Annotated in this window: 18 protein-coding genes; 7 read left to right on the top strand and 11 right to left on the bottom strand. The window is 68.1% G+C overall.

What is annotated here, in order from left to right; genetic code table 11:
- Window positions 1-36: 36 nt before the first annotated feature.
- The 4 genes from AC2YG9_RS19295 to AC2YG9_RS19280 all read right to left on the bottom strand — a co-directional run bounded on the left by AC2YG9_RS19295 (window position 37) and on the right by AC2YG9_RS19280 (window position 3014).
- Window positions 37-276, bottom strand: coding sequence for a DUF3297 family protein (locus AC2YG9_RS19295; protein WP_487299625.1), 240 nt, complete (start codon window positions 274-276; stop codon window positions 37-39).
- Between the two features lie 39 nt (window positions 277-315).
- On the bottom strand, window positions 316-1026 hold the full coding sequence (locus AC2YG9_RS19290) for a 2OG-Fe(II) oxygenase (protein ID WP_487299624.1): 711 nt from the start codon (window positions 1024-1026) through the stop codon (window positions 316-318).
- The gene (gene ada, locus AC2YG9_RS19285) at window positions 1023-2129 is read right to left on the bottom strand and encodes a bifunctional DNA-binding transcriptional regulator/O6-methylguanine-DNA methyltransferase Ada (RefSeq protein WP_487299623.1); all 1107 of its coding nucleotides are present in this window, start codon (window positions 2127-2129) and stop codon (window positions 1023-1025) included. The genes AC2YG9_RS19290 and ada overlap by 4 nt, the downstream gene beginning before the upstream one ends.
- A 93-nt stretch (window positions 2130-2222) precedes the next feature.
- Window positions 2223-3014 carry a potassium channel family protein gene (locus tag AC2YG9_RS19280; protein ID WP_487299622.1) on the bottom strand — a complete coding sequence of 264 codons (792 nt, stop codon included), beginning with the start codon at window positions 3012-3014 and terminating at the stop codon, window positions 2223-2225.
- 53 nt (window positions 3015-3067) lie between these two features.
- On the opposite strand from AC2YG9_RS19280, the gene dapF reads away from it, so the two are divergent.
- Genes dapF through mtaB form a run of 3 tightly spaced genes read left to right on the top strand, consistent with a single transcriptional unit; the run spans window position 3068 to window position 6161 of the window.
- Window positions 3068-3910 carry a diaminopimelate epimerase gene (dapF, locus tag AC2YG9_RS19275; protein ID WP_487299621.1) on the top strand — a complete coding sequence of 281 codons (843 nt, stop codon included), beginning with the start codon at window positions 3068-3070 and terminating at the stop codon, window positions 3908-3910.
- Window positions 3907-4875, top strand: a complete 969-nt coding sequence (locus tag AC2YG9_RS19270; protein ID WP_487299620.1) for an SDR family NAD(P)-dependent oxidoreductase — start codon at window positions 3907-3909, stop codon at window positions 4873-4875. Before dapF ends, AC2YG9_RS19270 begins: the two co-directional genes overlap by 4 nt.
- Complete coding sequence (gene mtaB / locus AC2YG9_RS19265; protein ID WP_487299619.1) at window positions 4872-6161, top strand: tRNA (N(6)-L-threonylcarbamoyladenosine(37)-C(2))-methylthiotransferase MtaB; 1290 nt, start codon at window positions 4872-4874, stop codon at window positions 6159-6161. The genes AC2YG9_RS19270 and mtaB overlap by 4 nt, the downstream gene beginning before the upstream one ends.
- Here mtaB and AC2YG9_RS19260 read toward each other — a convergent pair.
- From AC2YG9_RS19260 to AC2YG9_RS19250, 3 genes are all read right to left on the bottom strand, one after another.
- Window positions 6158-6790, bottom strand: coding sequence for a trimeric intracellular cation channel family protein (locus tag AC2YG9_RS19260; RefSeq protein WP_487299618.1), 633 nt, complete (start codon window positions 6788-6790; stop codon window positions 6158-6160). The two genes, mtaB and AC2YG9_RS19260, sit on opposite strands and share 4 nt — an antisense overlap.
- Window positions 6791-6883: 93 nt before the next feature.
- On the bottom strand, window positions 6884-10957 hold the full coding sequence (locus tag AC2YG9_RS19255; RefSeq protein ID WP_487299617.1) for a beta strand repeat-containing protein: 4074 nt from the start codon (window positions 10955-10957) through the stop codon (window positions 6884-6886).
- Between the two features lie 333 nt (window positions 10958-11290).
- Window positions 11291-12367: a TIGR03032 family protein gene (locus AC2YG9_RS19250; protein WP_487299616.1), complete on the bottom strand. Its 1077-nt coding sequence runs from the start codon at window positions 12365-12367 to the stop codon at window positions 11291-11293.
- Window positions 12368-12516: 149 nt separating this feature from the next.
- Between AC2YG9_RS19250 and AC2YG9_RS19245 the strand changes: the two genes are divergently transcribed.
- From AC2YG9_RS19245 to AC2YG9_RS19230, 4 genes are all read left to right on the top strand, one after another.
- On the top strand, window positions 12517-12696 hold the full coding sequence (locus AC2YG9_RS19245) for a hypothetical protein (RefSeq protein ID WP_487299615.1): 180 nt from the start codon (window positions 12517-12519) through the stop codon (window positions 12694-12696).
- Window positions 12697-12980: 284 nt separating this feature from the next.
- Window positions 12981-13910 (top strand): signal recognition particle-docking protein FtsY, encoded by a 930-nt coding sequence (gene ftsY / locus AC2YG9_RS19240; protein WP_487299614.1) that lies wholly within the window; start codon window positions 12981-12983, stop codon window positions 13908-13910.
- 9 nt (window positions 13911-13919) lie between these two features.
- Window positions 13920-14546: an inner membrane-spanning protein YciB gene (locus tag AC2YG9_RS19235; RefSeq protein ID WP_487299613.1), complete on the top strand. Its 627-nt coding sequence runs from the start codon at window positions 13920-13922 to the stop codon at window positions 14544-14546.
- 65 nt (window positions 14547-14611) lie between these two features.
- Entirely contained in the window at window positions 14612-15136 is a 525-nt protein-coding gene (locus tag AC2YG9_RS19230) for a MarR family winged helix-turn-helix transcriptional regulator (protein WP_487299612.1), read from the top strand.
- 205 nt (window positions 15137-15341) lie between these two features.
- Here the strand turns inward: AC2YG9_RS19230 and mdoH are convergent, their stop codons facing one another.
- From mdoH to AC2YG9_RS19210, 4 genes are all read right to left on the bottom strand, one after another.
- Window positions 15342-17342, bottom strand: a complete 2001-nt coding sequence (gene mdoH, locus AC2YG9_RS19225) for a glucans biosynthesis glucosyltransferase MdoH (protein ID WP_487299611.1) — start codon at window positions 17340-17342, stop codon at window positions 15342-15344.
- Window positions 17343-17538: 196 nt separating this feature from the next.
- Window positions 17539-18222 carry a DUF998 domain-containing protein gene (locus AC2YG9_RS19220; RefSeq protein ID WP_487299610.1) on the bottom strand — a complete coding sequence of 228 codons (684 nt, stop codon included), beginning with the start codon at window positions 18220-18222 and terminating at the stop codon, window positions 17539-17541.
- Window positions 18219-19427, bottom strand: a complete 1209-nt coding sequence (locus tag AC2YG9_RS19215; protein WP_487299609.1) for an acyltransferase family protein — start codon at window positions 19425-19427, stop codon at window positions 18219-18221. The genes AC2YG9_RS19220 and AC2YG9_RS19215 overlap by 4 nt, the downstream gene beginning before the upstream one ends.
- Before the next feature lie 193 nt (window positions 19428-19620).
- Window positions 19621-23145, bottom strand: coding sequence for a beta strand repeat-containing protein (locus AC2YG9_RS19210; RefSeq protein WP_487299608.1), 3525 nt, complete (start codon window positions 23143-23145; stop codon window positions 19621-19623).
- Between the last annotated feature and the right edge of the window lie 140 nt (window positions 23146-23285).

Raw genomic sequence — 23285 nt, 5'->3', positions numbered from 1 at the left:
AGGCGCCCCCGTGGCGGGAGCAAGGCGGCAAGAGCGCTACTCGTTGGGCTTGAAGTAGGGCTCGACCGGGCCGGACAGCTTGATGGTCATCGGGTTGCCCTTGCGGTCGACCTTGTTGCCGACAGCGACCTTCACCCAGCCCTCGCTGACGCAGTACTCGTCGACGTTGGTCTTCTCCTCGCCGCGGAACTTGATGCCGATGCCCTGTTGCAGGAGCTCTTCGTTGTAGAAGGGGCTGCGCGGGTTGGTGCAGAGGCGGTCGGGAAGGTCGGCCATGATACGTCTCGAAATCGGTGGAGGGGGCTCCATACCCCCTCACGCCGCGTCGTGGAAGATCACCCCCAGCGTATGGCGCGAACCGGACCGCAGGGCGCTGACCCCGTGGCGCATGGTCACCCGGTAGGTCCCACGGGTTCCGGCCACTGGCCGGCTGTTGACCGCGAACACCACTCCGTCGCCCTGTTTCAGGGGCGCGACCATCACCCGCGACTGCATACGGGGCCGCTGTTCGGTCAGGACGAACTCGCCGCCCTCGAAGTCGCGGCCCGGCTCACTGAGCAGGACGGCGGCCTGCAGGGGGAAGACGTGCTCTCCGTAGATGTCCTGGTGCAGGCAGTTGTAGTCACCGGGACCGTAGCGCAGGAGCAGGGGAGTCGGCCGCCGCTGCTCGGCCGCGTGGCAGCGCTCGAGGAACTCGGCATGGGTCTCGGGAAACCGCGCCGCCATCCCCATCGCCTCGTGCCAGCGATTGGCGATCGGGGCGAGCCTGGGCCACAGCCGCTCCCGCAGGCCCTGCACCAGCGAGGGCAGGGGATAGCTGAAGTAGCGGTACTCGCCCCGGCCAAAGCCATGGCGGGCCATCACCACGTGGCTGCGGAAACCGTCCGGCTGATCGTAGAGGCCGGCGACCCGCTCGCACTCTTCGGGCCGCAGCAAGCCCGGCAGGACCGCGAAGCCCTGGGCATCCAGGTCAGCGGACACGGCGTCCCAGTCGACCGCCGCCAGCCGTCCCGTTCCGCCGCTCACGCCGCCTTCTCGCGGTTCAGCAGCGCCTGCTTGCGCTCAACGCCCCAGCGGTAGCCCGACAGCGAGCCGTCGTTGCGCACCACCCGGTGGCAGGGGATGGCGATGGCCAGGGCGTTGGCCTTGCAGGCGCTGGCCACGGCCCGCACGGCGCTCGGCTTGCCGATCATGGCGGCGACATCGGCATAGCTGGCCGTGGTCCCGGCCGGGATGCCCTGCAGAGCCTGCCAGACCCGCTGCTGGAAGGCGGTTCCCCGCACATCGAGCGGCAGGTCGAGGCCCAGGCCCGGCTGTTCGACCAGCCCCACGACCCTGGCCACCAACTGTTCGAACCCCTCGTCGCCGCCAACCAGCCGCGCCTTCGGGAAGCGATCCTGCAGGTCGCGCACCAGGGCGTCCGGATCGTCATCCATCAGGATGGCGCAGACCCCCTTGTCGCTGCGCGCCACCAGGATCGAGCCCAGCGAGCATTCGCCCACCGCGAAGCGGATTTCCGCCCCCTCGCCGCCGGCCCGATACGCCCGCGGCGTCATCCCCAGCAGGGCGTCCGACGCCTCATAGAACCGTCCGGCGGAGTTGAAGCCGGCGTCATAGATGGCCTCGGTGACGCTGCCGGCGGTCTCCAACCCCTCGCGCAGCCGCATGGCCCGGTGGGCGTCGGCATAGGCCTTGGGGGTCACCCCGGTCACCGCCTTGAACAGCCGGTGGAAGTGGTGCGGCGAGAGGCCCGCCGCCCGGGCCAGGGTCTCCAGGGCCGGCGGTTCCTCTGCCGCCTCGATGATGCGGCAGACCCTGGCGATCAGGGCCGCGTCCCGCTCAGCCTTCGGCGGCTGGTCGGGCTTGCAGCGCTTGCAGGGCCGGAAGCCGGCGGCCTCGGCCTCGGCCGTGGTCAGGTGGAAGCCGACATTCTTCGGATTGGCCGGCCGGGCGGCGCAGCTGGGGCGGCAATACACTCCGGTGGTGGCGACCGAATAGAAGAACGCCCCGTCGGCGCTGGCGTCACGCGCCTGCACGCGCGGCCAGCGCGGGTCCAGTTCGGTCGGGGTCTTGCCCATATCCTTGTTAAGTGTGCTCATCGGGGCCTTGAAGGCGAGAACGGTGCTCACGGCAGTGGTCCTTTCATCGTGTGATCAACACTCTGAAGGGATGCCGATGCGCCCGCGCTCCGGGTCTTGCTCTGTAATCGAAATCTAGGGCGCCTACTCCTCGTTCGGAATGCACAACACCTGGCCGCAGGCCTTGCAATGCACGGCGTCGGGATCATGCAGCAGCAGGGCGCACTGGGGACAGGCGTGGCGCACCTTGTGCGGCCGGACCAGCACCTGCATCAGCCGGATGAAGAGCGAAACCCCGCCCAGCATCACCCCGATCGACAGCAGCCGGCCCCAGGTCCCCTCCAGGCTGATGTCGCCATAGCCGGTCGTCGTCAGGCTGGTCACCGTCCAGTAGAGGGCGTCGACCCAGGTATCGATGCCGTGTTTGCCCCGGAACGTCGCATAGACCAGGCCGGTGATGACGAAGATGAAGGTCAGCAACCGCGTGCCGGCCCGCGCCAGGTCCTCGATCCGGGTGTCGTCGTAGCGCCGCCCGACCGTGCGCCAGAAGAAGTCGCTCTCGATCAGGGTCCACAGCCGCAGCACCCGCAGGAAGCCGAAGTTGGCCAGCCAGACCGGGAACAGCAGGGTGGCCAGCACGGCCAGGTCGACCCAGACCAGCGGCCGCTTCAGCCAGACCTTGATGTCGGTCGTCGCCAGGCATCGCGCCCCCAGGTCGAGGATCAGGAACACCGCGATGGCGTAGTCGATGGCATAGAAGGCCCGGGTTTCCTTGATGACCGGCGCGGCCACGAAGAAGGCGACGATGATCAGGTCCAGCACGATGATGCCGAGCCGGAACTTCACCGCCAGCGGCGAATCGCCGTGGTACAGCGCCCGCAGCCGCGCGCGCAGGCGGAAACTCTTGTCTCTGTCTTCCTTCTTCGTCTGCGCCATCCGCGCGCAACCCCCTCACGATCCAGCCTGATTTGCCCTATATAGCCCGCTTGATGTCCCGTCCGTTCCTCAAGATGAACGGGCTCGGCAACGACTTCGTCGTCGTCGAGGCCCGCGAGCAGCCGTTCCGCCCGACGGCCGACGACGCGCGCGCCATCGCCGACCGCGCTTCGGGCATCGGCTGCGACCAGCTGATCGGGCTGGAACCGTCCGAGCGGGGCGACGCCTTCATGCGTATCTGGAACGCCGATGGCGGCGAGGTCGACGCCTGTGGCAACGCCACCCGCTGTGTCGGCTGGCTGCTGATGCAGGCCAGCGGCAAGGACGCGGTGGTCATCGAGACTGGCGCCGGCCTCCTCCACGCCGCGCGGGGCCCCGAAGGCCAGATCAGCGTCGACATGGGCGAGCCCGGCCTCGACTGGCGCCAGATCCCCCTCAGCGAAGAGCTCGACACCCGCCGTATCGAGGTCTTCGCCGGTCCGGTCGGCCAGACCCTGCAACCGCCCGGCGCGGTCAGCATGGGCAATCCGCACATCGTCTTCTTCCTCGACCACGAGCCTGAGGAGAGCATGGTCCGGGGCCTGGGCAGCATGCTCGAGCACCACCCGCTGTTCCCGGAGGCGGTCAACGTCGGCTTCGCCCACGTCGAGGCCCCCGACCGCATCCGCTTCCGCGTCTGGGAACGGGGCGCCGGCATGACCCGCGCCTGCGGCACAGGCGCCTGCGCGGCCCTGGTCGCCGCCGCCCGGCGGGGCCTGTCCGCCCGCAAGGCCACCGTCGTCATGGACGGCGGCGAGCTGACCATCGAGTGGCGGGAGAGCGACAACCACGTGATCATGACCGGCCCGGTCGAGGTCGAGTTCACCGGCCGCCTGCCGCAGGCGGTGGCGGCGTGACCCATCCCGCCCTGCAGCCTGGCCACACCGCCATCGTCACCGGGGCCGCCGACGGCATCGGCCTGGCCGCCGCGCGGCGGTTCCTGTCGCTGGGGATGAATGTCGCCCTGGCCGATGTGAACGCCGAAAAGCTGCTGGCCGCCGTCGCCGGGCTTGACGCCGGCGAGCGGGCCATGGCCGTGCCGACCGATGTCGCCAACCCGCGCGCCATCGAGGCCCTGCGCGATGCGACCCTGGCCCAGTACGGCCCTATCCATGTGCTGATGAACAATGCCGGCGTCGGTGGCGGCGGTTCGGCCATCGAGCGGCCCGAGCGCTGGCGCGAGCTGATCGAGGTCAACCTGTTCGGCGTGATCCACGGCGTCCAGGCCATCGTGCCGGTGATGATGGATCAGGACACGCCCGGGCTGGTGATCAACACCGGCTCCAAGCAGGGCATCACCACGCCTCCCGGCGACACCGCCTACAATGTCACCAAGGCCGGGGTGAAGGTCCTGACCGAGGGCCTGCAACACACCCTGCGCACGACGCCGGGCTGCCAGGTCACCGCCCATCTGCTGGTCCCGGGCTACACCTTCACCGGCATGACCGCGCGCGGCCAGACCGAAAGGCCGCAAGCCGCCTGGACCCCGGACCAGGTCGTCGACTACCTGCTCAGCCATATCGAGGCCGGCGTCTTCTACGTCATCTGCCCCGACAACGATGTCGACGAGAGCCTCGACGCCGCCCGCATCCGCTGGGCCGCCGAGGATGTCGCCAGCCGCCGCCCGCCGCTCAGCCGCTGGCACCCCGACTACGAGATCCAGTTCGCCAGCTATGTTGGCCGCAGCCGCAAGTTCGAGGGCGATTTCCTGGCCCGCTACAACGACCGCATGGCCGCCGGCGAGACCATCCCCGGCGCCGAGGACGAGCCCGACCTGAACCTCGCCGGCATCGTCCGGGCCGTCACCGGCAAGCTGCCATGAGCGAAGAGGTCATGGACACGCCCGCTGTCGCCGAAACCGACAGCGGGACGCGCGTCGTCACCTTCGGGTGTCGGCTCAACGCCTATGAGTCCGAGCAGATCCGCGCCCGGGCCGAGGCTGACGGCGTCTCGAACGCCATCGTCTTCAACACCTGCGCCGTGACCGGCGAGGCTGTGCGCCAGGCCCGCCAGGCGATCCGCAAGGCGCGCCGCGAGAACCCGAGCGCCCGCATCGTCGTCACCGGCTGCGCGGCCCAGATCGACCCGGCGGGCTTCGCCGCCATGGACGAGATCGACCTCATTCTCGGCAACGCCGAAAAAGCCGCTCCCGGCGCCCTGCTGCCGCGGCCGGAGCTTGGCCGGGTGCGGGTCAACGACATCATGAGCGTGCGCGAGACCGCCGCCCACCTGTCGGACGGCCTGCGCGACCGGGCCCGCGCCTATGTCGAGATCCAGAACGGCTGCGACCACCGCTGCACCTTCTGCATCATCCCCTACGGACGGGGAAACAGCCGCTCGGCCCCGGCCGGCGAGATCGTCGAGCGCATCGGCCGCCTGGCCGCCGAGGGCTGGAACGAGGTGGTGCTGACCGGCGTCGACCTGACCAGCTGGGGCTCCGATCTGCCGGGCCAGCCGACCCTCGGCCAGCTTGTCGCCCGCATCCTCAAGCTGGTCCCGGCCTTGCCCCGCCTGCGCCTCTCCAGCATCGACGCGGCGGAGATCGACCCCGACCTGATGCGGGTTCTGGCGACCGAGGAACGCCTCGTCCCCTACCTCCACCTGTCTTTGCAGGCCGGCGACGACCTCATCCTCAAGCGCATGAAGCGCCGCCACCTGCGCGCCGACGCCCTGAAGCTGGTGGCCGACGTCCGCGCGGTGCGGCCCGACGTCGCCTTCGGCTGCGACCTCATCGCCGGCTTCCCGACCGAGACCGAAGAGGCCTTCGAGAACACCGTGAAGCTGGTGGAAGAGGCAGGCCTCTCCTACCTCCACGTCTTCCCCTACAGCCCGCGCCCGGGCACCCCGGCCGCCCGGATGCCGCCGGTCCCGCGCCCGGTCATCAAGGCTCGCGCCGCCCGCCTGCGCGAAGCCGGGGCGGCCGCGCTGTCACGCCACCTCGACGCCCGTGTCGGCAAGGTTCTGGAAGGCCTGGTCGAACGCCCGGGTCTCGCCCGCGCGCCGGACTTCACCGAGATCGCCTTCGAAGGCGAAGCGGAGGCCGGCTCTCTCCGCGCGATGCGCATCACCGGCCATGACGGCGTGCGGGCCTTGGCGACTTTGGCCTAAGCCTCCGGCGGCGGTTCCCGCCCGTGGAAGCCCGGCAGTCCCAGCTTCCAGTGGATGGCCGCTCCCCGCAGCGCAAACGCACAGCCGAATCCGATCACACCCGCGAAGATCCGGTCCACGCCCAGCCCGGCCAGCACGACGAACACCGCCGCCCCGAGAATCGTCGCCGTCACGTAGATCTCCCGCTGCAGCAGGATCGACGGCTCTCCGGCCACGACATCGCGCAGGACTCCGCCGAAGCAGGCCGTCATCATACCCATGACCACCGCCGACACCGGATGCACCCCCAGGGCCAGCGCCTTGGCCGCCCCGACGATGCAGTAGGCCGCCATCCCCACGGCATCGAGCCATAGCAGCGCGCTCATCCGCCAGGTCCGCCGCCCGACCAGCCAGACGACGATGGCCGCCGCGATACAGGCCAGCAGGTAGCCGGGGCTGTTGATCCAGAACACCGGCGCCCCGATCAAGAGGTCGCGCAGCGTCCCCCCGCCGACCCCGGTCATGGCCGCGAAGAAGGCGAAGGTGACGATGTCATGCCCCCGCCGCGCGGCTGCCAGGGCGCCGGACGCGCCGAACACCAGCACGGCGGCGTAGTCGAACAGCAGGAAGGCGACGTCGAGATTGGGCATGCGCGTCCAGCCTTAACCCACGGCTCCGCGCACAGCAAAAGGCCCGCCCCGACTTGCGTCGGAGCGGGCCCAATGCGGTTCAGTCGGTGAGGACTAGAACTGGTAGCGGAAGCCGATCTTCACCGTGGTGCTGTTGAAGTCGCTGTTCCACTTGTAGCCGCCGTTGACGAAGGCGGTCAGGCCGCCGTCGCTGAAGAGGTTCAGCTGGCCGCCGACGTCGGCGAAGGTGCCGGAGAACTCGTCGTCGACGGTGAACGGGGCGCCGGTGTTGTTGAAGGTGGTGCTGGCGTCGCCCGAGAACTCGTTCCAGACCTTGGCGTACAGCGAGGGCTGGACGCGGAAGCCGGTGAACTGGTTCGTCATGCCGACGCGGAGGCCGAGGCTGCCGCGCATGCTGTCGACGTCATCGATCTCGACGCTGCCGCCGGGGACGGTGACGTCGTCGAAGCTGGTGCTGACCCACGACAGCGAACCCATGGGCTCGATGAAGCCGGTCGAACCGATCGGGAAGCGCCAGCCAGTTTCGATCTGGGCGCCCAGCGAGTCGATGCTGCCGGTTTCGCTGTAGCTGACACCCGGGGTGGAGTTGGGGGTGTTGTAGCCCACGTCCAGCCAGTTGCCGCTGATGTTGGCGTCGACATACCAGCCGCCGCTGACGAACGAGCCGTAGATGCCGCCCGTCATGCCCTCGAGGCTGTAGAGGGTGTTGGTCTCATTGAAGGTCACGTCGGAGTCGACGTAGCCGATGCTCAACCCGGCCAGCCAGCCGCCGTTGTCGCTCGTGCCGCCGATCAGGTCGACACCGCCGACCAGGCCCGCAGTGTTCTGCTCGAAGCTGGTGTCGAAGGTGAAGACCGTGCCCAGGGAGTCGAACGAGGCGCTTTCGTCACGCTCGGTCTTTTCGCCGAAGATCTTCAGCCAGACGCCGGCCCGATCGCCTTCGCCCTTGAAGCCGTCGCGCAGATCGGCCTGGCGGTCATGCCAGGTGCCGGTGGTCAGGTGCCAGACGTCGCTGGCCACGCCGCCCAGCTGGACGAACTCGTAGGCCTCGGCGTCGGGAGCGCTGACCAGGGCGACGCGCGTCGTGCCCTGCGGGATTAGGCGGTAGAAGAAGAAGCCGGTGTCGATCGCGCCGGCCCCGCCACGGGTCACGTAGTTGGCCGAGCTGGGATCGATGATCAGCGAACCGGGCGTGATCGCGCCCGCTTCCACCAGGGTGATGCCGGCGGTGTTGAGGCCGCCCGGACCGGTGTTGGTGTTGTTGATCCGGATGCCGGTCGAACCGCTGACCGTGCCGCCCGGCAGGCTGAGGCAGTCGGCGATGACCGCCGCCGCGCAGCTGCCCTGGCCGGTGACGCCCAGGTTGACGTCCATGGCCAGCACGCTGCCGCCCGAACCCACGAAGGCCGTGCCGCCGCCGGTGCCGGTCATGACGATCCGGTCGTTGGTTTCACCGTCCGAAGTCGTGCCGCCGTTCAGGCTGCCGAAGAAGATGGCGCCGGAGTTGTTGAAGGTCTCCAGGCCGGTCAGGTTCAGCGTCGCCGCACCCGCCGTCTCGCCAGCGACCAGGCGGCCGCTGTTGTTGAAGACGTCGCGCGGGGCAACGCCGGTGTCGGCGGCGAAGTCGATCGTGGTGGTCCCCAGGGTGGAGATCAGCCCGCTGTTGGTGATGACGTCGTTGCCGCCGCTCAGGGTCGTAAGGCCGGTGGTGTGCCAGTTGCCGGCGCCCGTGACGTTGATCTGCGCGCGGTTGGTCCCCGTGAGGCCGGCGAAGTTCATGCGCCCGTCGATGCGGCCGGTGTTGTTCACCGTCACATTGCCGACCACGCCCTGGATGGCCAGGTCGGCGGCGGCGCCGGCGACCGTGGCGTTCGTCGAGCGGATGGTCCCGGCGTTGTTGATCGTGGTGGTCGAGCCGCTGAGGCTTTCCACCTGGATCGCCGCGTTGAGCGCGGTCGTTCCGGGAGCCCGCACGACCGAGGCCGCGCCGACGTTGATCGTGGCGTTGCCGACGCCGGTCACCGCGCTGTTGATGGCGTTGGTGTTGGCCGTGACCGCGGCGTTGGTGGTGATGGTGACGCCGGTCTGGCCGCGAACGAACAGGCCATTGCTGCCCGCGCCGTTGGCCGTGATGGCGCCATTGGTGGTCACCGCGACGGTCGACAGATCGCTGACCGCTTCGACGGCGTTGCTGCCGGCGCCGCTGACGTTGATCGCCGCCGTGGTGATGGCGACCGAGCCGTGGGCCCCGACGTCGATGCCGTCGCTGTCGGCGCCGGTGGTGGTGATGGCGCCGGCGTTGATCACGGTGTTGCCGGCGATGCTGCCGACCCCACCCACGAAGATGCCGTCTGCAAAGGCGCCGGTGGTGCTGATGGAGCCCGAGTTGATGGTCACCGCGCCGGTCGTGTAGGCGCTGATGCCGTCACCGCCGCCGAGCAGACCGCCACCCTGGGTGACGTTGACCGCGCCGGTGGTGATGGTGATCGAATTGCCGCCGGTGTTGATCGCATAGACGCCCCAGGCGTAGCCGGTCGGAGCGGCCGAGGTGATCGTGCCGGTCTGGTTGACGACAATGGCGGCGGGGCTGCTGACGTAGACGCCGATGGCGTAGTTGCCGGCCGTGGCCGAAACCGTGCCCGTGCCGGTGACCGTGACGCCGGTCGCGCCGGTGGCCGAGACGGCGTAGCTGTTGTTGCCCACGCCCGGGTTGGCGCTGACGACGTTGGTGGCGCCCAGGTTGACAGTGGTCGAGCCGGTCGTCGACACGGCGGTGATGCCGTTGCCGGCGTTGCCGCGGATCGTGCCGCCCGTGCCGGTGATCAGCACATTGCCGCCGGTGGAGTCGGCGACGATGCCGGTCGCTCCGGCGGTGATGTTGCCGGTGGTGATGGCGACGCCGGTGGCGCCGCTGGCGTCGATGCCGATGCTGCCGGCGCCGGTGGCGGCGATGCTGGACGAGCGGATGACGACGTTGGAGAGGTCGCTGTCGGCCTCGATGCCGTTGCTGTTCGCGCCGCTGGTGGCGATCGTGGTGCTGGTGATGTCGATGACGCCATGGGCGCCGACATCGATGCCGTCGCTTTCGGCGCCGGTGGTGGTGATGGCGCCGCTGACGATGGTGGTGTTGCCGGCGATGCCGAACGCGCCGCCGACGACGATGCCGTCAGCATAGAGGCCGGTGGTGTTGGTCGCGCCGGCGTTGATGGTCACCGCGCCGGTCGTGTAGGCGCTGATGCCGTCGCCGCCGCCCAGCGGGCCGCCGGGCTGGGTCACATTGACCGTGCCGGTGGTGATGGCGATCGAGCTGCCGGCGGTGCCGAGGGTGTAGACGCCCCAGGCGTAGGTCCCGGTGGCGTTGATCGTGCCGGTCTGGGTGACGCTGATCGGGCCATCGCCGATGGCGACGATGCCGAAGGCCTGGTTGTCGCCCGTGGCGTTGATGACGCCCGAACCGGTGACGGTCGTGCTGGCGCCGCCCGAGGCGTAGATGCCGGCCGCGTTGGCGCCGACGGCGGTGTTGGTCGCGTTGATGGTGGCCGCGCCCTGGTTGACGGTGGCCGTACCGGTCGCGCCGGTGGTGGCGACGATGCCGTCGCCGGCCTGACCGGTGACCGTGCCGTTCGACAGGGTGACGCTGACGTTGCCCGCGCCGCCGCTTGTCGCGACGATGCCGCTGGTCGCGCCAGTCACCACGATGGGGGTGTCGCCGGTGTCGACGTCGGTCAGGTTGATGTCGATGTTGCTGTCGGCGCTGGTGAAGCTGATGCCGGCGCCGAGGGTGTTGACGATTTCGGGATCGCCGTTGCCGGCGTTACCGGCCACCAGGTCGCGCGTCAGAGCCAGGTCGTCGCCGGGCAGGCCGATCACCTGGATGCCGCCGGTGGTGGTGCGCACGGCGCCCGTGGCGTCTTCCTGCAGGACCAGGGTCAGGTCGCCGGCCGTGGTCGGATAGATGATGCCGGTCGGATAGACGACGCCGGGACAGTTGAAGGTGTCGGGCGCGGCGCCGTTAGCGGCGGGAACGCCGCATTCGTCGGCGGCCAGCGCGGCCGTCGGGGCCAGCACAACCATACCCATGCTGAACGCGACAGAGGCGCTCGCGGCGATGAGAGAGGACGAGGCGAGGAGGCCCGCGCGACGGCGCAGGGTGACGGATTGACTCATGGAACAGCCCTTAAAATGAATACTGACTCCCCTTGAGCCTCTAAAATGACCTCCAAGTCAATTGATTCCAATATTAGTGCAAACTAAGTCGACTACCGGACATATTGTGTAAAAAGTTCCAATGTCGGGATGACGACATTGCTGTGATGTTAACAGATAATCGAAAACAACTACTATTTGGCTGCTTTAGGTATGGGACCTTCGTGCGAATATTTTCATCGCGCATAACAATGTTCGCGTAGGTCGTAGACCTCGCGTTAGCCGCAGAAGAACTGCTGGAGAGACGGAGCGTTCCGTTCCGGAAAAAATATTGTGCCGGGGGCCGGATTCCGCTCAGGCGGGATCGATCGAGCCGAACTCCGCATCGAAGGTGATCATGCTTTGCAGGTCGGGAGAATCGACTCCGACCGCCATCGGGCAGACCACATCGGGAATGACCGCGATGTCGAACAGTTCGGTGATGGCCCCTTCCAGCCGGATCCATTCGACGGTGTCGCCGGTCCGGGTGTCGATGACATAGACACCGCACCAGGGCTCGCCGTCCTTGGCCGCGATGGTGTCGGCCAGCTCCAGGCCGGTGAACGTCCCCTCATGGCGCGGCAGCGAGACGGTCACCAGGGCGTAGCGGCCGTGGAATGACAGGCCGCGCAGGAAGCCCGGGCAGAAGGCGACGTTCTCGGCCTTGCCGGTCTCGCGGTCGACCTTGATCAGATAACCGCGCCCCGAATCTAGCGCCCACAGCTCGCCCTCATGGAGGCGCGGGCTGTGAGGCATCGACAGCTGGTCGGTGAGTATGCTGTCGTTGAGCACGTCGATGATGACCCCGCCCTCGTGGCGGCGATTGCGCCAGCCGGTCAGCACGTCGCTGCGGCTGACCGCCGTGACGTAGCGCGGCAGGTCGTCCTCCATGGCCAGGCCGTTGAGGTGGCAACGATCCTCGGCCGCCAGACGCGAGATGAACGGCGGCTTCCAGATCGGCTGGAAGCCGTGCACCGGGCTCACCGTGGCCAGGCAGCTGAACTTGGTGTTGACGAAGATCAGCCGGCCGCCGCGATCGACCGCCACCTCATGGATGTCGACATCGCCGACCGTCTGGGCGTTGCGCGGCACATAGAGGCGGTCGTGGTGCTGGTTGGCCAGTTGGCCGGGGCCCAGCACATTCTCCAGCCGCCAGATCTGATACAACGCCCCGACGTACAGACGATTGGGTCGCACATGCAGGCCCATGGCCCGCAGGAAGTTCTGCTGGTGGAACGACACCACCCCGCCGGGGGCCACGCCGACGAGGAACAGCTGGCCGGTCTGGTAGGAGGTGAAGGCGATGCTGCAGCGGTTCTGCTGCAGCCACCCGGCCAGATTGCGGGAAACCGACAGGGCGGTTGCGCCCTGCGGGGCCGGGGAAGCGGTCATGATCATGCTCGTGAGGAGTTGGCGCCGAAATGGAAACGCGCCCGCCCGCTGAACGATGCGCCCTGGGCGGGCTGCTCGCCTCTGTTCCCCAAGACGGGTTTTGTCAACGGCCGGGTGACAGCCGCCGATGGCGAGGGCAAGCTGTCGCCATGGGCGACGTCGTCGATCTGCGCATGCACAAATGGGCCGTGAAGCTGGCCCGGCTGCTCGGCCGGCCGGACGGGCCCGAAGCGCTGGAGGACCGCACGCTCAAGGCCATCGTCGAGGTCAACAGCGACGAAGAGATCGCCGACATGCTGGCCCTGCCGCTGCCCCGGAAGGGGCGATAGTTTTACCCGGTGTAAATTATTCAGCCCCTCGAGGCGCTCGACGCCCCGCGTCTCACGGCGTGGGCGCCGGCCGTCAACATTCCCCGCCGCCATACCAACTTCACGCCTACGCCGACGCCAACCATCCCCGCCGCTGTCGCAACGGCCATATCACAGTCTTTTCCGGGGCTTGCCGCCTCGCCCTATGCCGGACCGCATGCTAGAATCCCGCTTCGATGAGAAACCGTAGGCGCCGCCTGCTCGCCGGGCGTGACCTGCCGCGCGCCGCAGGCTAAACCCCGCCCATGGCTGAACAGAAACAAGGCTGGTTCCAGCGCCTGACCAGCGGGCTTTCCCGCTCCTCGCAGGCGATGACCCAGCAGGTCACCGAAATCTTCCGCAAGCCGCTCGACCAGGAACAGCTGGACGAACTGGAGGAAATGCTGATCGAGGCCGACCTCGGCCCCCACGCCGCCGGCCGCATCACCCAGGCCTTCAGCGACGCCAAGTTCGGCAAGGCGGTCTCCGACCAGGAGGTCAAGGAAGCTCTCGCCGACCTGGTGGCCAAGGAGCTGGTCAGCCGGGAAGGGGACTTCGACCCGCTGTCGGGCCCCAAGCCCTATGTCGTGCTGTTCATCGGCGTGAACGGCTCGGGCAAGACCACGACCCTGGGCAAGATCGCCTCGGACCTGACCAACAAGGGCGCCAAGGTGCTGATCGTCGCCGGCGACACTTTCCGCGCCGCCGCCGTGGAGCAGCTGCAGGTCTGGGCCACCCGGGCCCGCGCCGACTTCATGAGCCGTCCGACCGGGGCCGACGCGGCGGGCCTGGCTTTCGACGCGGTCGAGAAGGCCAAGGCGGACGGCTACGACGTCGTCCTCATCGACACCGCCGGCCGGCTGCAGAACAAGCAGGGGCTGATGGACGAGCTGCTCAAGGTCATCCGCGTCCTGAAGAAGGTCGATCCGGACGCCCCGCATGAGACCCTGCTGGTTCTCGACGCCACGGTCGGGCGCAATGCGCTCAGCCAGGAAAACCTGTTCGGCAACCAGATCGGCGTTTCCGGCATCGTCATGACCAAGTTGGACGGCACCGCCCGGGGCGGCGTCCTGGTCCCCGTGGCTCAGGCTTCGGACAGCCCGATCAAGCTGATCGGCGTCGGCGAGGGCATCGACGACCTGCAACCTTTCGACGCCCGGGCGTTTTCACGGTCCCTGGTCGGGCTGGACGCGTAAAGGAACACCATGACTGACACGCCTCCCGCGACCGCCAAGAAGTCCCACGGCTGGATTCGCACCGCCGTCGATTTCGGCGGCCTGCTGGCCTTCTTTATCGGCTATCTGGTCACTCACAGCCTGGTCACCGCCGCCTGGTGGCTGGTCGCCGGTTCGGCCATCGCCCTGGTCGTCGGCTTCGTGGTCGAGAAGCGACTGGCCCCGATGCCGCTGATTTCCGGGGTCCTGGCCTTGGTGTTCGGCACGCTGACGGTCTTCTTCAAGGACCCGATCTTCCTCAAGCTCAAGCCGACCATCACCATGAGCCTGTTCGGGGTCATCCTCATCGGCGGCCTGCTGGCCCGGAAGAATGTCCTGAAGATGCTGATGGGTTCGGAGCTGGTGATGACCGACGCCGTCTGGCGCACCTTCACCCTGCGCTACGGCCTGTTCTTCTTCGCCATCGCCGCCCTCAACGAGGCCGTCTGGCGCACCCAGTCGGAGGATGTCTGGGCGACCTTCAAGGTGTTCGGCATCCTTGGTCTGACCATCCTGTTCTCCTTCAGCCAGGCGCCCCTGATCATGAAGGGCATGAAGGAGGCCCAGGGGCCGGTCGATGAGGAAGAGGCCAAGGCCGCGCCGCCCATCATTGAATGATCTGTCGTCAAACCTACACCGAGGCCGATTAAGCTCCGCAGGCGGTCAATGAACCGGAGGGGATTATGGCGAAGGACAAGTCGGGCAAGCGGGCGGCCGCATCGGTCGGACACCTGCTGCACAGGGCCGCTCAACGGGCGCTCGATCTTTACGCGGCCGAGGCCGGGCCCGGAGCGGTTACCCAGCGCCAGCACGCCGTGCTCGCCGCCGTCGCCGAGAAGGAGGGCGCCGCCCAGGCCGACCTGGTCGCCGCCACCGGCATCGACCGCTCGACCCTGGCCGACATGGTCGCCCGGATGATCGACAAGGGCCTGCTGGCCCGCGAACGCTCCGCCATCGACGCGCGGGCTAACGCCGTGCGGCTGACCGATACGGGACGTGAAGCCCTCGAGAGCATCGGTCCCAAGACCGCCGCCGCCGATACCGCCCTGATGGCCCTGCTGCCCAAGGGCAAGCGAGAGGGCCTGCTGGAGGCGCTGGAAATTCTGGCGGCCGGTGAGGCGCGGGTGAAGAAGGTCAAGCTTCCCAAGGCCGAGAAGGCCGAGAAGAAGGCCAGGAAGAAGAAAGAGAAGCTGGCGAAGGCGGCCTAAGGGTTCGCCTCAGGTCTCCCTTCTCCCCTTGCGGGAGAAGGTGGCGCGAAGCGCCGGATGAGGGGTCGATAGGTCTTCAGGCTGCGATGAGGTGGTGGCCACGGGCGCCGTAGAGGCCGGTGCGCCCCCTCATCCGTCGCCTACGGCGACACCTTCTCCCGCGAGGGGAGAAGGGCGCCCAGAGGCGAAGCCTTCCTAATTTTGGCTAGTGCACCGTCGCCGAGGCCGGCATCGCGCGGCGTTGCGTCGCGATCAGGTTCGGCCAGAAGATCGAGGTTTCCGGCGTCTCGATATCCATCGCCGGGGCGCGCCGGTCGTCGACCACCGGGAACAACTGGTGGATCTGGGCGCCCAGCGCTTCGCTGCGCTCGGTCACCTCTTCGGGGGTGACCAGCAGGCCCAGACGGCCGGCCAGGGCGCCGAGGTCCTTGCGGCTGGTGGCCACGGCGATGAAGGGCGAGGCGAGCAGCGGCAGGATGATCGGGGCGAACCAGAGGGTCAGGTTCGGGGCCAGGACCAGCATGCTGGCGAACAGCAGGCCGGTGTTGATCTCCCAGCGGTGGGCGCGGAAGGCGTCCTTGTAGCTGAGGGTCTCGCCGTCCCGGGTCTGGGTCGACCAGCCGGCGTCGCGGCCCATCAGCACCTCGAAGACGATGCGGCTGTGGCCGACCATCATCACCGGGGCCATGACGGCCGAGTAGGCGGTCTCGAAGGCGGCGCTCTTGAGGATGGCCAGACGGCCACCGAACTTGGCGGCTTCTTCAGGACGGCTGAGCGTCAGGGCCAGGCCCAGCACCTTGGGGCCGATCAGCATGACCACGGTCAGCAGTGAGGCCCAGATGATGGGGTCGTACTTCACCGGCGCCAGGATGCGCCAGTAGTCGGGCATGGTCAGGGTGATCTGGGCCTGGATACCCAGGCCGACAATCAGGCTCAGCAGCCAGATGGGGGACACCAGATAGCAGAGCATGCCGAAGAACAGCTGCAGGCGGCTGATCGGGTGCAGACCGGGCGCGAAGATCAGGCCCAGGTGCTGCAGGTTGCCCTGCGCCCAGCGCCGGTCGCGCTTCATGAACTCGATCATCGAGGGCGGAGTCTCTTCGGTCGAACCGTCGAGCACCGGGGTGACGTGCACGGCCCAGCCGGCGCGGCGCAGAAGGGCCGCCTCGACCACGTCGTGGCTGAGGATGTGGCCGCCGAAGGGCTTCTTGCCCGGCAGCACCGGCAGGCCCGAGGCGGCGGCGAAGGCCTTCACCCGGACAATGGCGTTGTGGCCCCAATAGCTGCTCTCGGCGCCGGTCCACCAGGCGAGGCCGGCCGAGGCCACCTTGCCGAACATGCGGACGCTGAACTGCTGGGCGCGGGCGTAGAGGGTCTCGGCGCCGATGATCACCGGGGTGGTCTGCAAGAGGCCGACGCCCGGGTGGCGCTCCATGGCGTCGACCAGCTTGGCGACGGTCTCGCCGCTCATCACGCTGTCTGCGTCGAGGATGATCATGTGCTCGTAAGCGCCGCCCCAGCGGGTGACCCAGTCGCTGATGTTGCCGGCCTTGCGCTCGATGTTCTTCGGGCGGCGGCGGTAGTAGGTGGCGCAGCGGCTGCGGGCGCGCAGGGCCGAGAACTGGACGCGTTCCTGGGCGGCGACGGCCTCATTGGTGGTGTCGCTCAGCACGAAGAGGTCGAACCAGTGGGCGACGCCCAGCGCGCTCAGCGAACGTTCGATCCTGGCCAGGCGGGCAAGGGAGGCGGCCGGGTCTTCGTTGTACAGCGGCATCAACAGGGCGGTCTTGACCCGCGGCGCCGGCACGATGGCCGGGAAGTCGAAGATGTCTTCCTTGCGGTTCTTCAGCACCCAGAAGCCGGCGACGGCGCTGCAGAACCACGTCGAGACCGCCGAGACCAGGGTCACGAACAGGCCGAGCGCGATCCACTCCAGCGGGGTGAAGCCGTCACGCATGTAGAGCTGCAGCGGGGTGGCGGCGATCAGGGCGGTCAGCAGCCAGCTGGCCGCGAACAGGATGAAGCGACGGGCGCCGATGTTGGCCGGCGAGGTGACGGGGGATTTGGCCAGTTTCGGAGCATCGGCGCCGAACGACTGGCGCGGCATGTCCATCGGCGATTCCGGCGGCAGCCAGGGCTCGCCCAGCGGCGCATACGCACGGTCGTCATGCTCGTAGCGCAGGGCGAGATTGCTCGTGCCGTCCATGGGAAAACCGCCGTCTCAAGGTGTCCGTCCCGCCCCGGAGAGCGCGCCAACCGGGATCCCGGAGGCTGGTAACGTGATTATCACGGATACGTTATGTTGCGCTGCAATGGAAGCGGGAAAATCGCTTCGAAAGCGATTGGCGCCCAAAAATGCATCGGCTCTGCACGGCTATGACCGGATCGCGGCCAGAGGGTGTTCAGAGGGTGTCAGAAACGCTTTGTGATTGCGCCAGACGGTAGAGCCGACGCTCCAGACCATAGGCGGCGATTCCCGTCCAGCCGACGAGCAGGATTGCGAACGCCGTCTCCCAGTGGCCGACGTTCTGAGGGTTCACCAGGCCGTACCAGATGCGATGGTTGGTGATCAGCGCCATCATCAGATTGGCCAGGCTGATGGCCGCCAGGAACAGCTTCAACCGGCCCATGCCCTGGACCTTCCAAAGCCCCCAGATCAGGAACAACGGGGCCAGGATGACGCCGAGGCCGAGGTTGATCAGCAGATGCCAGGGATTGGGCCAGGGGATCAGGGCGGACACCACCATGCCGATGCCGGCGAGGACGAAGCAGAGAATCAGGCCCCCGGCCGCGAGGCGCGATCCGCCGACCGCCACAACGGCGAGGCCGAATCCGACGCCGGCCAGGGCCGCCCCGACTCCGCTGATCATCACCCCGCCGTTGAACAGCCAGGGGTGCGGCGCCCGGGCTCCGCCCAGGTCGCTGAGGTACATCGTGGCGTTGTCGTAGCCGGGGTAGGACAGGGCGGCCAGGATCACCGCCGCGAAGGCGAAGATCGGCGCGACCACCCCGATGGCCAACAGGATGCGGCTGCGGCGCCATGGGTGGCCGGGGGCGAACTGGGCGGCGAGGTCGTCGAGAATCACGCTGGCGTGGCTCCGGGCGGCTCGCCGGTCGGCGGCTTGTCGTTGCGGACAGGGACGGCCTGCGGCTGCGGCGGCCTGGTCTCACGGAGGGGTTTCAGGCCCCACAGGGGACGGATCAGGTCGATCCGGCGGACGACCTCATAGATGGCCAGGCTGACGGCGAAGGTGATCAGGATCAGGAGCGGCGGCTCGATCCACACCGGCAGGCCCCGGGGCGCCAGCACGAACAGGGCCATAACCAGGATGGTCTGGTGGGCCATGTAGACCGGGAAGATGGCGTCGTTCAGGTACCGTTTCAGGGCGGTGTCGGCATTGCGCAGGTAGCGGCTGGCAAAGCCCAGGGCGGCGCAGACGACGCCCCATTGGGTGATGGCGAAGAGGGCGTTGCTCGGCATGCCCCACAGCCACTGTTCGCCGACCAGGGCATGGACCGCCATGAGCCCGCCGCAGGCCGCCAGGCCGACGGGAAGTGAGATGAGCCGCATCCGCTCCAGCTGGGTCCAGAGACCCGCCTGGCTGACGGTCAGGAAGCCGAACAGGAAGACGCCCAGCGAGGAGGCGTGGTTGTACCAGTCATTCTGGATCTGGTTGTTCAGCCCGAACCAAGGGTAGAGCCACTGGCGCACCAGGGCGAGATACAGGATCGGCAGGATCAGCAGTTTCCAGCCGGTCAGGGTGCGGCCAAGGAAGTCCTCGGCCTTGGCGATCCAGGTCGGCCGGGTCAGCAGGGCGATGGCCACCAGGCTGTAGACGCCGATGTAGAGCACGAACCAGAGGTGGTTGATCGGGATGCCATCGGCGATGCCCTTGAGGCTGAACTCCTTGAGCCACCAGTCGAGGACACTGCCGGTGTAGCCATCCTTGGCCACGGTCTCGGCCCAGCCCTGCGGCGGCACCAGGATCAGGGTCCCGAAGAGGAGTGGCGGGGCCAGGCGGGCGAAGCGCTGCTTCAACACCGTCTTCGCATCGTACTTGCGGCTCATCAGCCGCAGCGCGGCGCCGGAGACCAGGAACAGCAGGGTCAGGCGCCAGGGCGAGCTGAGGAGGATGATTTCCTCCATCACCGCGAACCGGTGCTGGCTGTTCAGGTGCCAGTCCCACGGCGTGTAGGCCAGGCCCACATGGTACAGGATCAGCAGGCCCAGCGCGCCGATGCGCAGCCAGTCCAGATCGGCCCTGCGGCTGTTGAGGGTGGGGGAGGCCATGGCGGCGGTCCTATGACGCCCGCGAACGAAAATGTCCACGACGCAGACCGGGTTTGCCGTGATCGTTCAAGCCATCGCCTCCATTGGCCTGCCGGGCGGGTCCTTACGTCACAAGGGCCCGCGGGAAACCCGCGGGCCCAGGCGACTCGCCTTGGCGGAGGCAGTATGCCTCAGCGCTGTTCGTCAGTCGGGCCTAGAGCAGGAAATCGCTGCTCTGCAGGGTCAGGCCGGTGCGGACAGCGATCTGGAAGTCCGCCACCCCGTCACCGTTGACGTCACCCTCGACCACCATGGTGGTGGCGTTCTGCGCGAAGAACCGCAGTTCGCCCGCCACGCTGCTGAACGCCGCCGAACCAACAAACACGAAAACGTCGTCCGAGCCGCCGCTGACGGCGTCGATCAGCCGAAGATCGATGAGGTCGGGTCCGTAGCGTTCGGTGCCACGATCAAAGTCGGAGATCAGGTCGCGGCTCGCGCCGACAGCGCTGTCCGCCAGGCTGGTGAGGACGAAGGTGTCCGCACCGAAGTTGCCCTGCATGATGTCCATGCCTTCGCCGCCGATCAGGAAATCGTCGCCGTCGCCGCCGAAGAGGCTGTCGGCGCCAAGGCCGCCCCTCAGGGTGTCGGCGCCGTCCTGGCCGGAGATGACGTCGTTGCCCGCGCCGCCGTCGAGGACGTTGGCCACCGCGTTGCCGGTCAGCTTGTCGTTGCCGCCCGCGCCGATCACGTTCTCGATGCTGGTCAGGGTGTCCGAACCGGACCCGGTGTTCTGGGCGCCGGTCGAGGTCAAGGCAACGTTGACGACGCCGGCGGCGCCGGAGAAGTCGGCCGTGTCATTGCCGTCGCCGCCGTTCAGGGCGTCGTTGCCGAGGCCGCCGATCAGGGTGTCGTCGCCGGCTTCGCCCAACAGGTTGTCGTTGCCGACGCCACCGTCGATGCGGTCATTGCCATCACCGCCGTTGGCCGTGTCGTTGCCGACGCCACCGAAGATGAAGTCGCCGCCGCCGCCGCCGATGAAGCTGTCGTCGCCATCATCGCCGTTCAGAGTGTCGATGCCCGCGCCGCCGACCAGGAAGTCGTTGCCGAGGCCGCCGGAGACGGTGTCGTCGCCCATGCCGGCGTTGATGTAGTCGGCCTCGGCCGTGCCCAGGAAGGTATCGCCCAGGTTGGTGCCGAGCGTCACGGTGCGGAACTGGTTGCCCCGGGCCGCGCCGCTCACCAGGTCACGGACGTCGAAGGTGAGGCCCGCGCCGGCGACGAAGGTTATGCCCTCATCGTCGAAGCGGCTGACAGGGCCGGTGAGGCCGTCGGCGCCGTCTTCACGCTGGAAGCGGACGGCGAGGCCGCCGTCCTGGTTGAGCAGGGTTCCGGCATCGTTGGCGTTATTGTTGCCGACCTCGGCGCTGGTGAAGCTCAGGCGGATCTGCCCGGCCGCCCCGCCGACGTTGACGACATCGGCGCCCGTGCCGAGGTTCACCGTATCGGCGCCGTCGGTCGAGCTGTTGAAGATGGCGATGTCGTTCCCGAAGCCGCCGAAGATGGTGTCGTTGCCGCCGCCGCCGATGAAGCTGTCATCGCCATCGAGGATGGAGTTATCGCCGCCGGTCAGGATGTCGTCGCCCGCGCCGCCGACCAGGAAGTCGTTGCTGGTCCCGCCGTTGACGATGTCGTTGCCCATGCCGGCGTTGATGTAGTCGGGCGTGGCGTTGGCGGTGATGGTGTCGCCGCCGCTGGTCCCCAGGATGACGGCGCGGAACTGGTCGCCGCGCGCAGCCCCGCTGACCAGGTCGCGGACGTCGAAGGTGACGCCGAAGGCCGGGTCCACGAAGGTGATGCCTTCATCATCGGTGCGGGTAACCAGGCCCGTCAGGTTACCGTCGGCGTCTTCCGCCTGCAGGCGGACGGCGAGGCCGCCGTCCTGGTTGGCCATGGTGTTGGAATCCGTCGCGCTGCCGTTGCCGACCTCGCTGCTTGTGAAGGTGACGCGGATCTGCCGGGCGGCGACCGCGCTGACATTCACGGTGTCATCGCCGGCGCCCAGGTTGATGATGTCGGCCCCGGTCTCGTTCTGCAGATTGATGGTGGCGGTGTCGTTGCCGCCGCCGCCGCTGATAACGTCGCTGCCGGCGCCGCTGCGGAAGCTGTCGGCGAACTCGCCGCCGGTGAAGCTGTCATTGCCGCTGCCGCCGACCGCCTGCAGGCGCTCGACGCTGGTGAAGGAGACGCCATCGCCGGTCACGCCGGCGCCGCTGCTGACGTCGACCGTCAGGCCAGTGGTGTTCTCGCGGCGGTCGTAGTTGAGCGCATCAACGCCCGCCCCGCCGTTGAGGATGTCAGCTCCGAAACGGGTGACGAGCACGTCGTCGCCATCGCCGCCGTTGAGCGTGTCAACGTTGGTCCCGACGTTCGGATCGACATCGGTCGGGAAGAAGGTGTCCTGGCCGCCGAAGGCGGTGCCGTCGTTGTAGAAGAAGGCGTAGGCGTCGCCGTACAGAGTGTCGGCGCCCGTGCCGCCGTCGAGCAAGTCGCTGCCCAGGCCGCCGGCCAGCATGTCGTCTCCGCCTTCGCCGAAGACCATGTCGTCACCGCTGAACACCCAGGTCATACGCGAGCCGCCAAAGCCGCCTACCTTGCCGACCAGGGCGCCGTCGCCGTCGAGGCTGTCGTTGCCCTCGCCGCCGTAGAGGATGTCGGCGCCGTCGCCGGCCCCGGCCCGGTCGTTGCCGGCTCCGGTGCTGATGGTGTCGTCACCCGACAGGATGACGCCGGAATTGGGGTCCTGGCGGAAGAAGGTGCGGACGATGTCGTTGGCCGAGCCGCTGCGGACATCGAAGTTTTCGATGCCGGAGAAGGTCACCGTCGCGCCGGCGCCGTTGCCGAACCCGGTCTGGCCCTGGTTCACGAAGGCGGTGGTCGCGCCGCTGTAGTCGACGCGCAGGGTGTCATTGCCGGCCCCGCCGTCGGCGGTGTCGGTCCCGAAGCGGCTGACCAGGGTATCGGTCCCGGCCCCGCCCAGCAGGGTGTCGTTGTGCGAGCCGGCAGCGGCGTCGACGTTGGTCGGCGTGATCACCACGCCGGAGCCGAAGAGGCTGCCGTCCGTCGCCTGGAAGGCGTAGGCGTCACCATCGAGGAAGTCGTTGTCCGCGCCGCCCTCGAGGGTGTCGTCGCCGGCCCCGCCGTAGAGAAGATCGTTGCCCGCATCGCCGAGCAGCCGGTCATCCCCGGTGAAGGTCAGGGTCTGCTGGACGCCGCCGAACAGGCCGGTCAGCGAACCTTCGCCATCGAGGATGTCGTTGCCCGCGCCGCCGCGGATGAAGTCGTTGCCGCCGCCGCCGGCCAGGCGGTCATTGCCGGCCCCGCCGTTGATCAGGTCATTGCCCGAGGTGACGATGCTGTCGTTGAAGCTGTTGCGCACGAAGGTGCGGATGGTGTCGTCGCCCGAGCCGGTCGAAACGTTGAAGCGCTCGATGTTCGAGAAGGTGACACTGGTCGCGCCGAGGCCCGAGGCTTCGTTGAACTGGCTCTCGCCGTTGTTCATGATCGCCACGGTCAGGGCCGCGTAGGACACCGTCAGCAGGTCGAGACCTGTCCCGCCATCGACCGTATCCCGACCGCTGGTGACGGTGATGGTGTCGTTGCCGCCTTGCGCGTCGATCATGTCGTCGCCGGAGGTATCGGTCAGGCTGTTGTTTGCCGACGTGCCCGTGATGTTCGCCATTTGGTTTTACGCTCCAGGGCGCCCTTGGGCGCCGGCCTCACCCAGCCCCGGACCGCGCCCGAAGCGCCCAAAATGGTGCGGCGGAATGTCGCAACACATTGAGTAATTCGAGGTACGTCGGTCGGGGGTGGAAAGATGCG

The organism is Caulobacter sp. SRI_014, from assembly GCF_057586315.1.
This window is presented reverse-complemented; position numbering and strand designations above follow the sequence as displayed.

Excerpts from the sequence above, each read along its gene's own strand:
- AC2YG9_RS19295 (WP_487299625.1), bottom strand. The coding sequence starts at position 276 with ATGGCCGACCTTCCCGACCGCCTCTGCACCAACCCGCGCAGCCCCTTC.
- AC2YG9_RS19280 (WP_487299622.1), bottom strand. The coding sequence starts at position 3,014 with ATGGCGCAGACGAAGAAGGAAGACAGAGACAAGAGTTTCCGCCTGCGC.
- dapF (WP_487299621.1), top strand. The coding sequence starts at position 3,068 with ATGTCCCGTCCGTTCCTCAAGATGAACGGGCTCGGCAACGACTTCGTC.
- mtaB (WP_487299619.1), top strand. The coding sequence starts at position 4,872 with ATGAGCGAAGAGGTCATGGACACGCCCGCTGTCGCCGAAACCGACAGC.
- AC2YG9_RS19260 (WP_487299618.1), bottom strand. The coding sequence starts at position 6,790 with ATGCCCAATCTCGACGTCGCCTTCCTGCTGTTCGACTACGCCGCCGTG.
- AC2YG9_RS19255 (WP_487299617.1), bottom strand. The coding sequence starts at position 10,957 with ATGAGTCAATCCGTCACCCTGCGCCGTCGCGCGGGCCTCCTCGCCTCG.
- AC2YG9_RS19250 (WP_487299616.1), bottom strand. The coding sequence starts at position 12,367 with ATGACCGCTTCCCCGGCCCCGCAGGGCGCAACCGCCCTGTCGGTTTCC.
- AC2YG9_RS19245 (WP_487299615.1), top strand. The coding sequence starts at position 12,517 with ATGGGCGACGTCGTCGATCTGCGCATGCACAAATGGGCCGTGAAGCTG.
- ftsY (WP_487299614.1), top strand. The coding sequence starts at position 12,981 with ATGGCTGAACAGAAACAAGGCTGGTTCCAGCGCCTGACCAGCGGGCTT.
- AC2YG9_RS19235 (WP_487299613.1), top strand. The coding sequence starts at position 13,920 with ATGACTGACACGCCTCCCGCGACCGCCAAGAAGTCCCACGGCTGGATT.
- AC2YG9_RS19230 (WP_487299612.1), top strand. The coding sequence starts at position 14,612 with ATGGCGAAGGACAAGTCGGGCAAGCGGGCGGCCGCATCGGTCGGACAC.
- mdoH (WP_487299611.1), bottom strand. The coding sequence starts at position 17,342 with ATGGACGGCACGAGCAATCTCGCCCTGCGCTACGAGCATGACGACCGT.
- AC2YG9_RS19215 (WP_487299609.1), bottom strand. The coding sequence starts at position 19,427 with ATGGCCTCCCCCACCCTCAACAGCCGCAGGGCCGATCTGGACTGGCTG.
- AC2YG9_RS19210 (WP_487299608.1), bottom strand. The coding sequence starts at position 23,145 with ATGGCGAACATCACGGGCACGTCGGCAAACAACAGCCTGACCGATACC.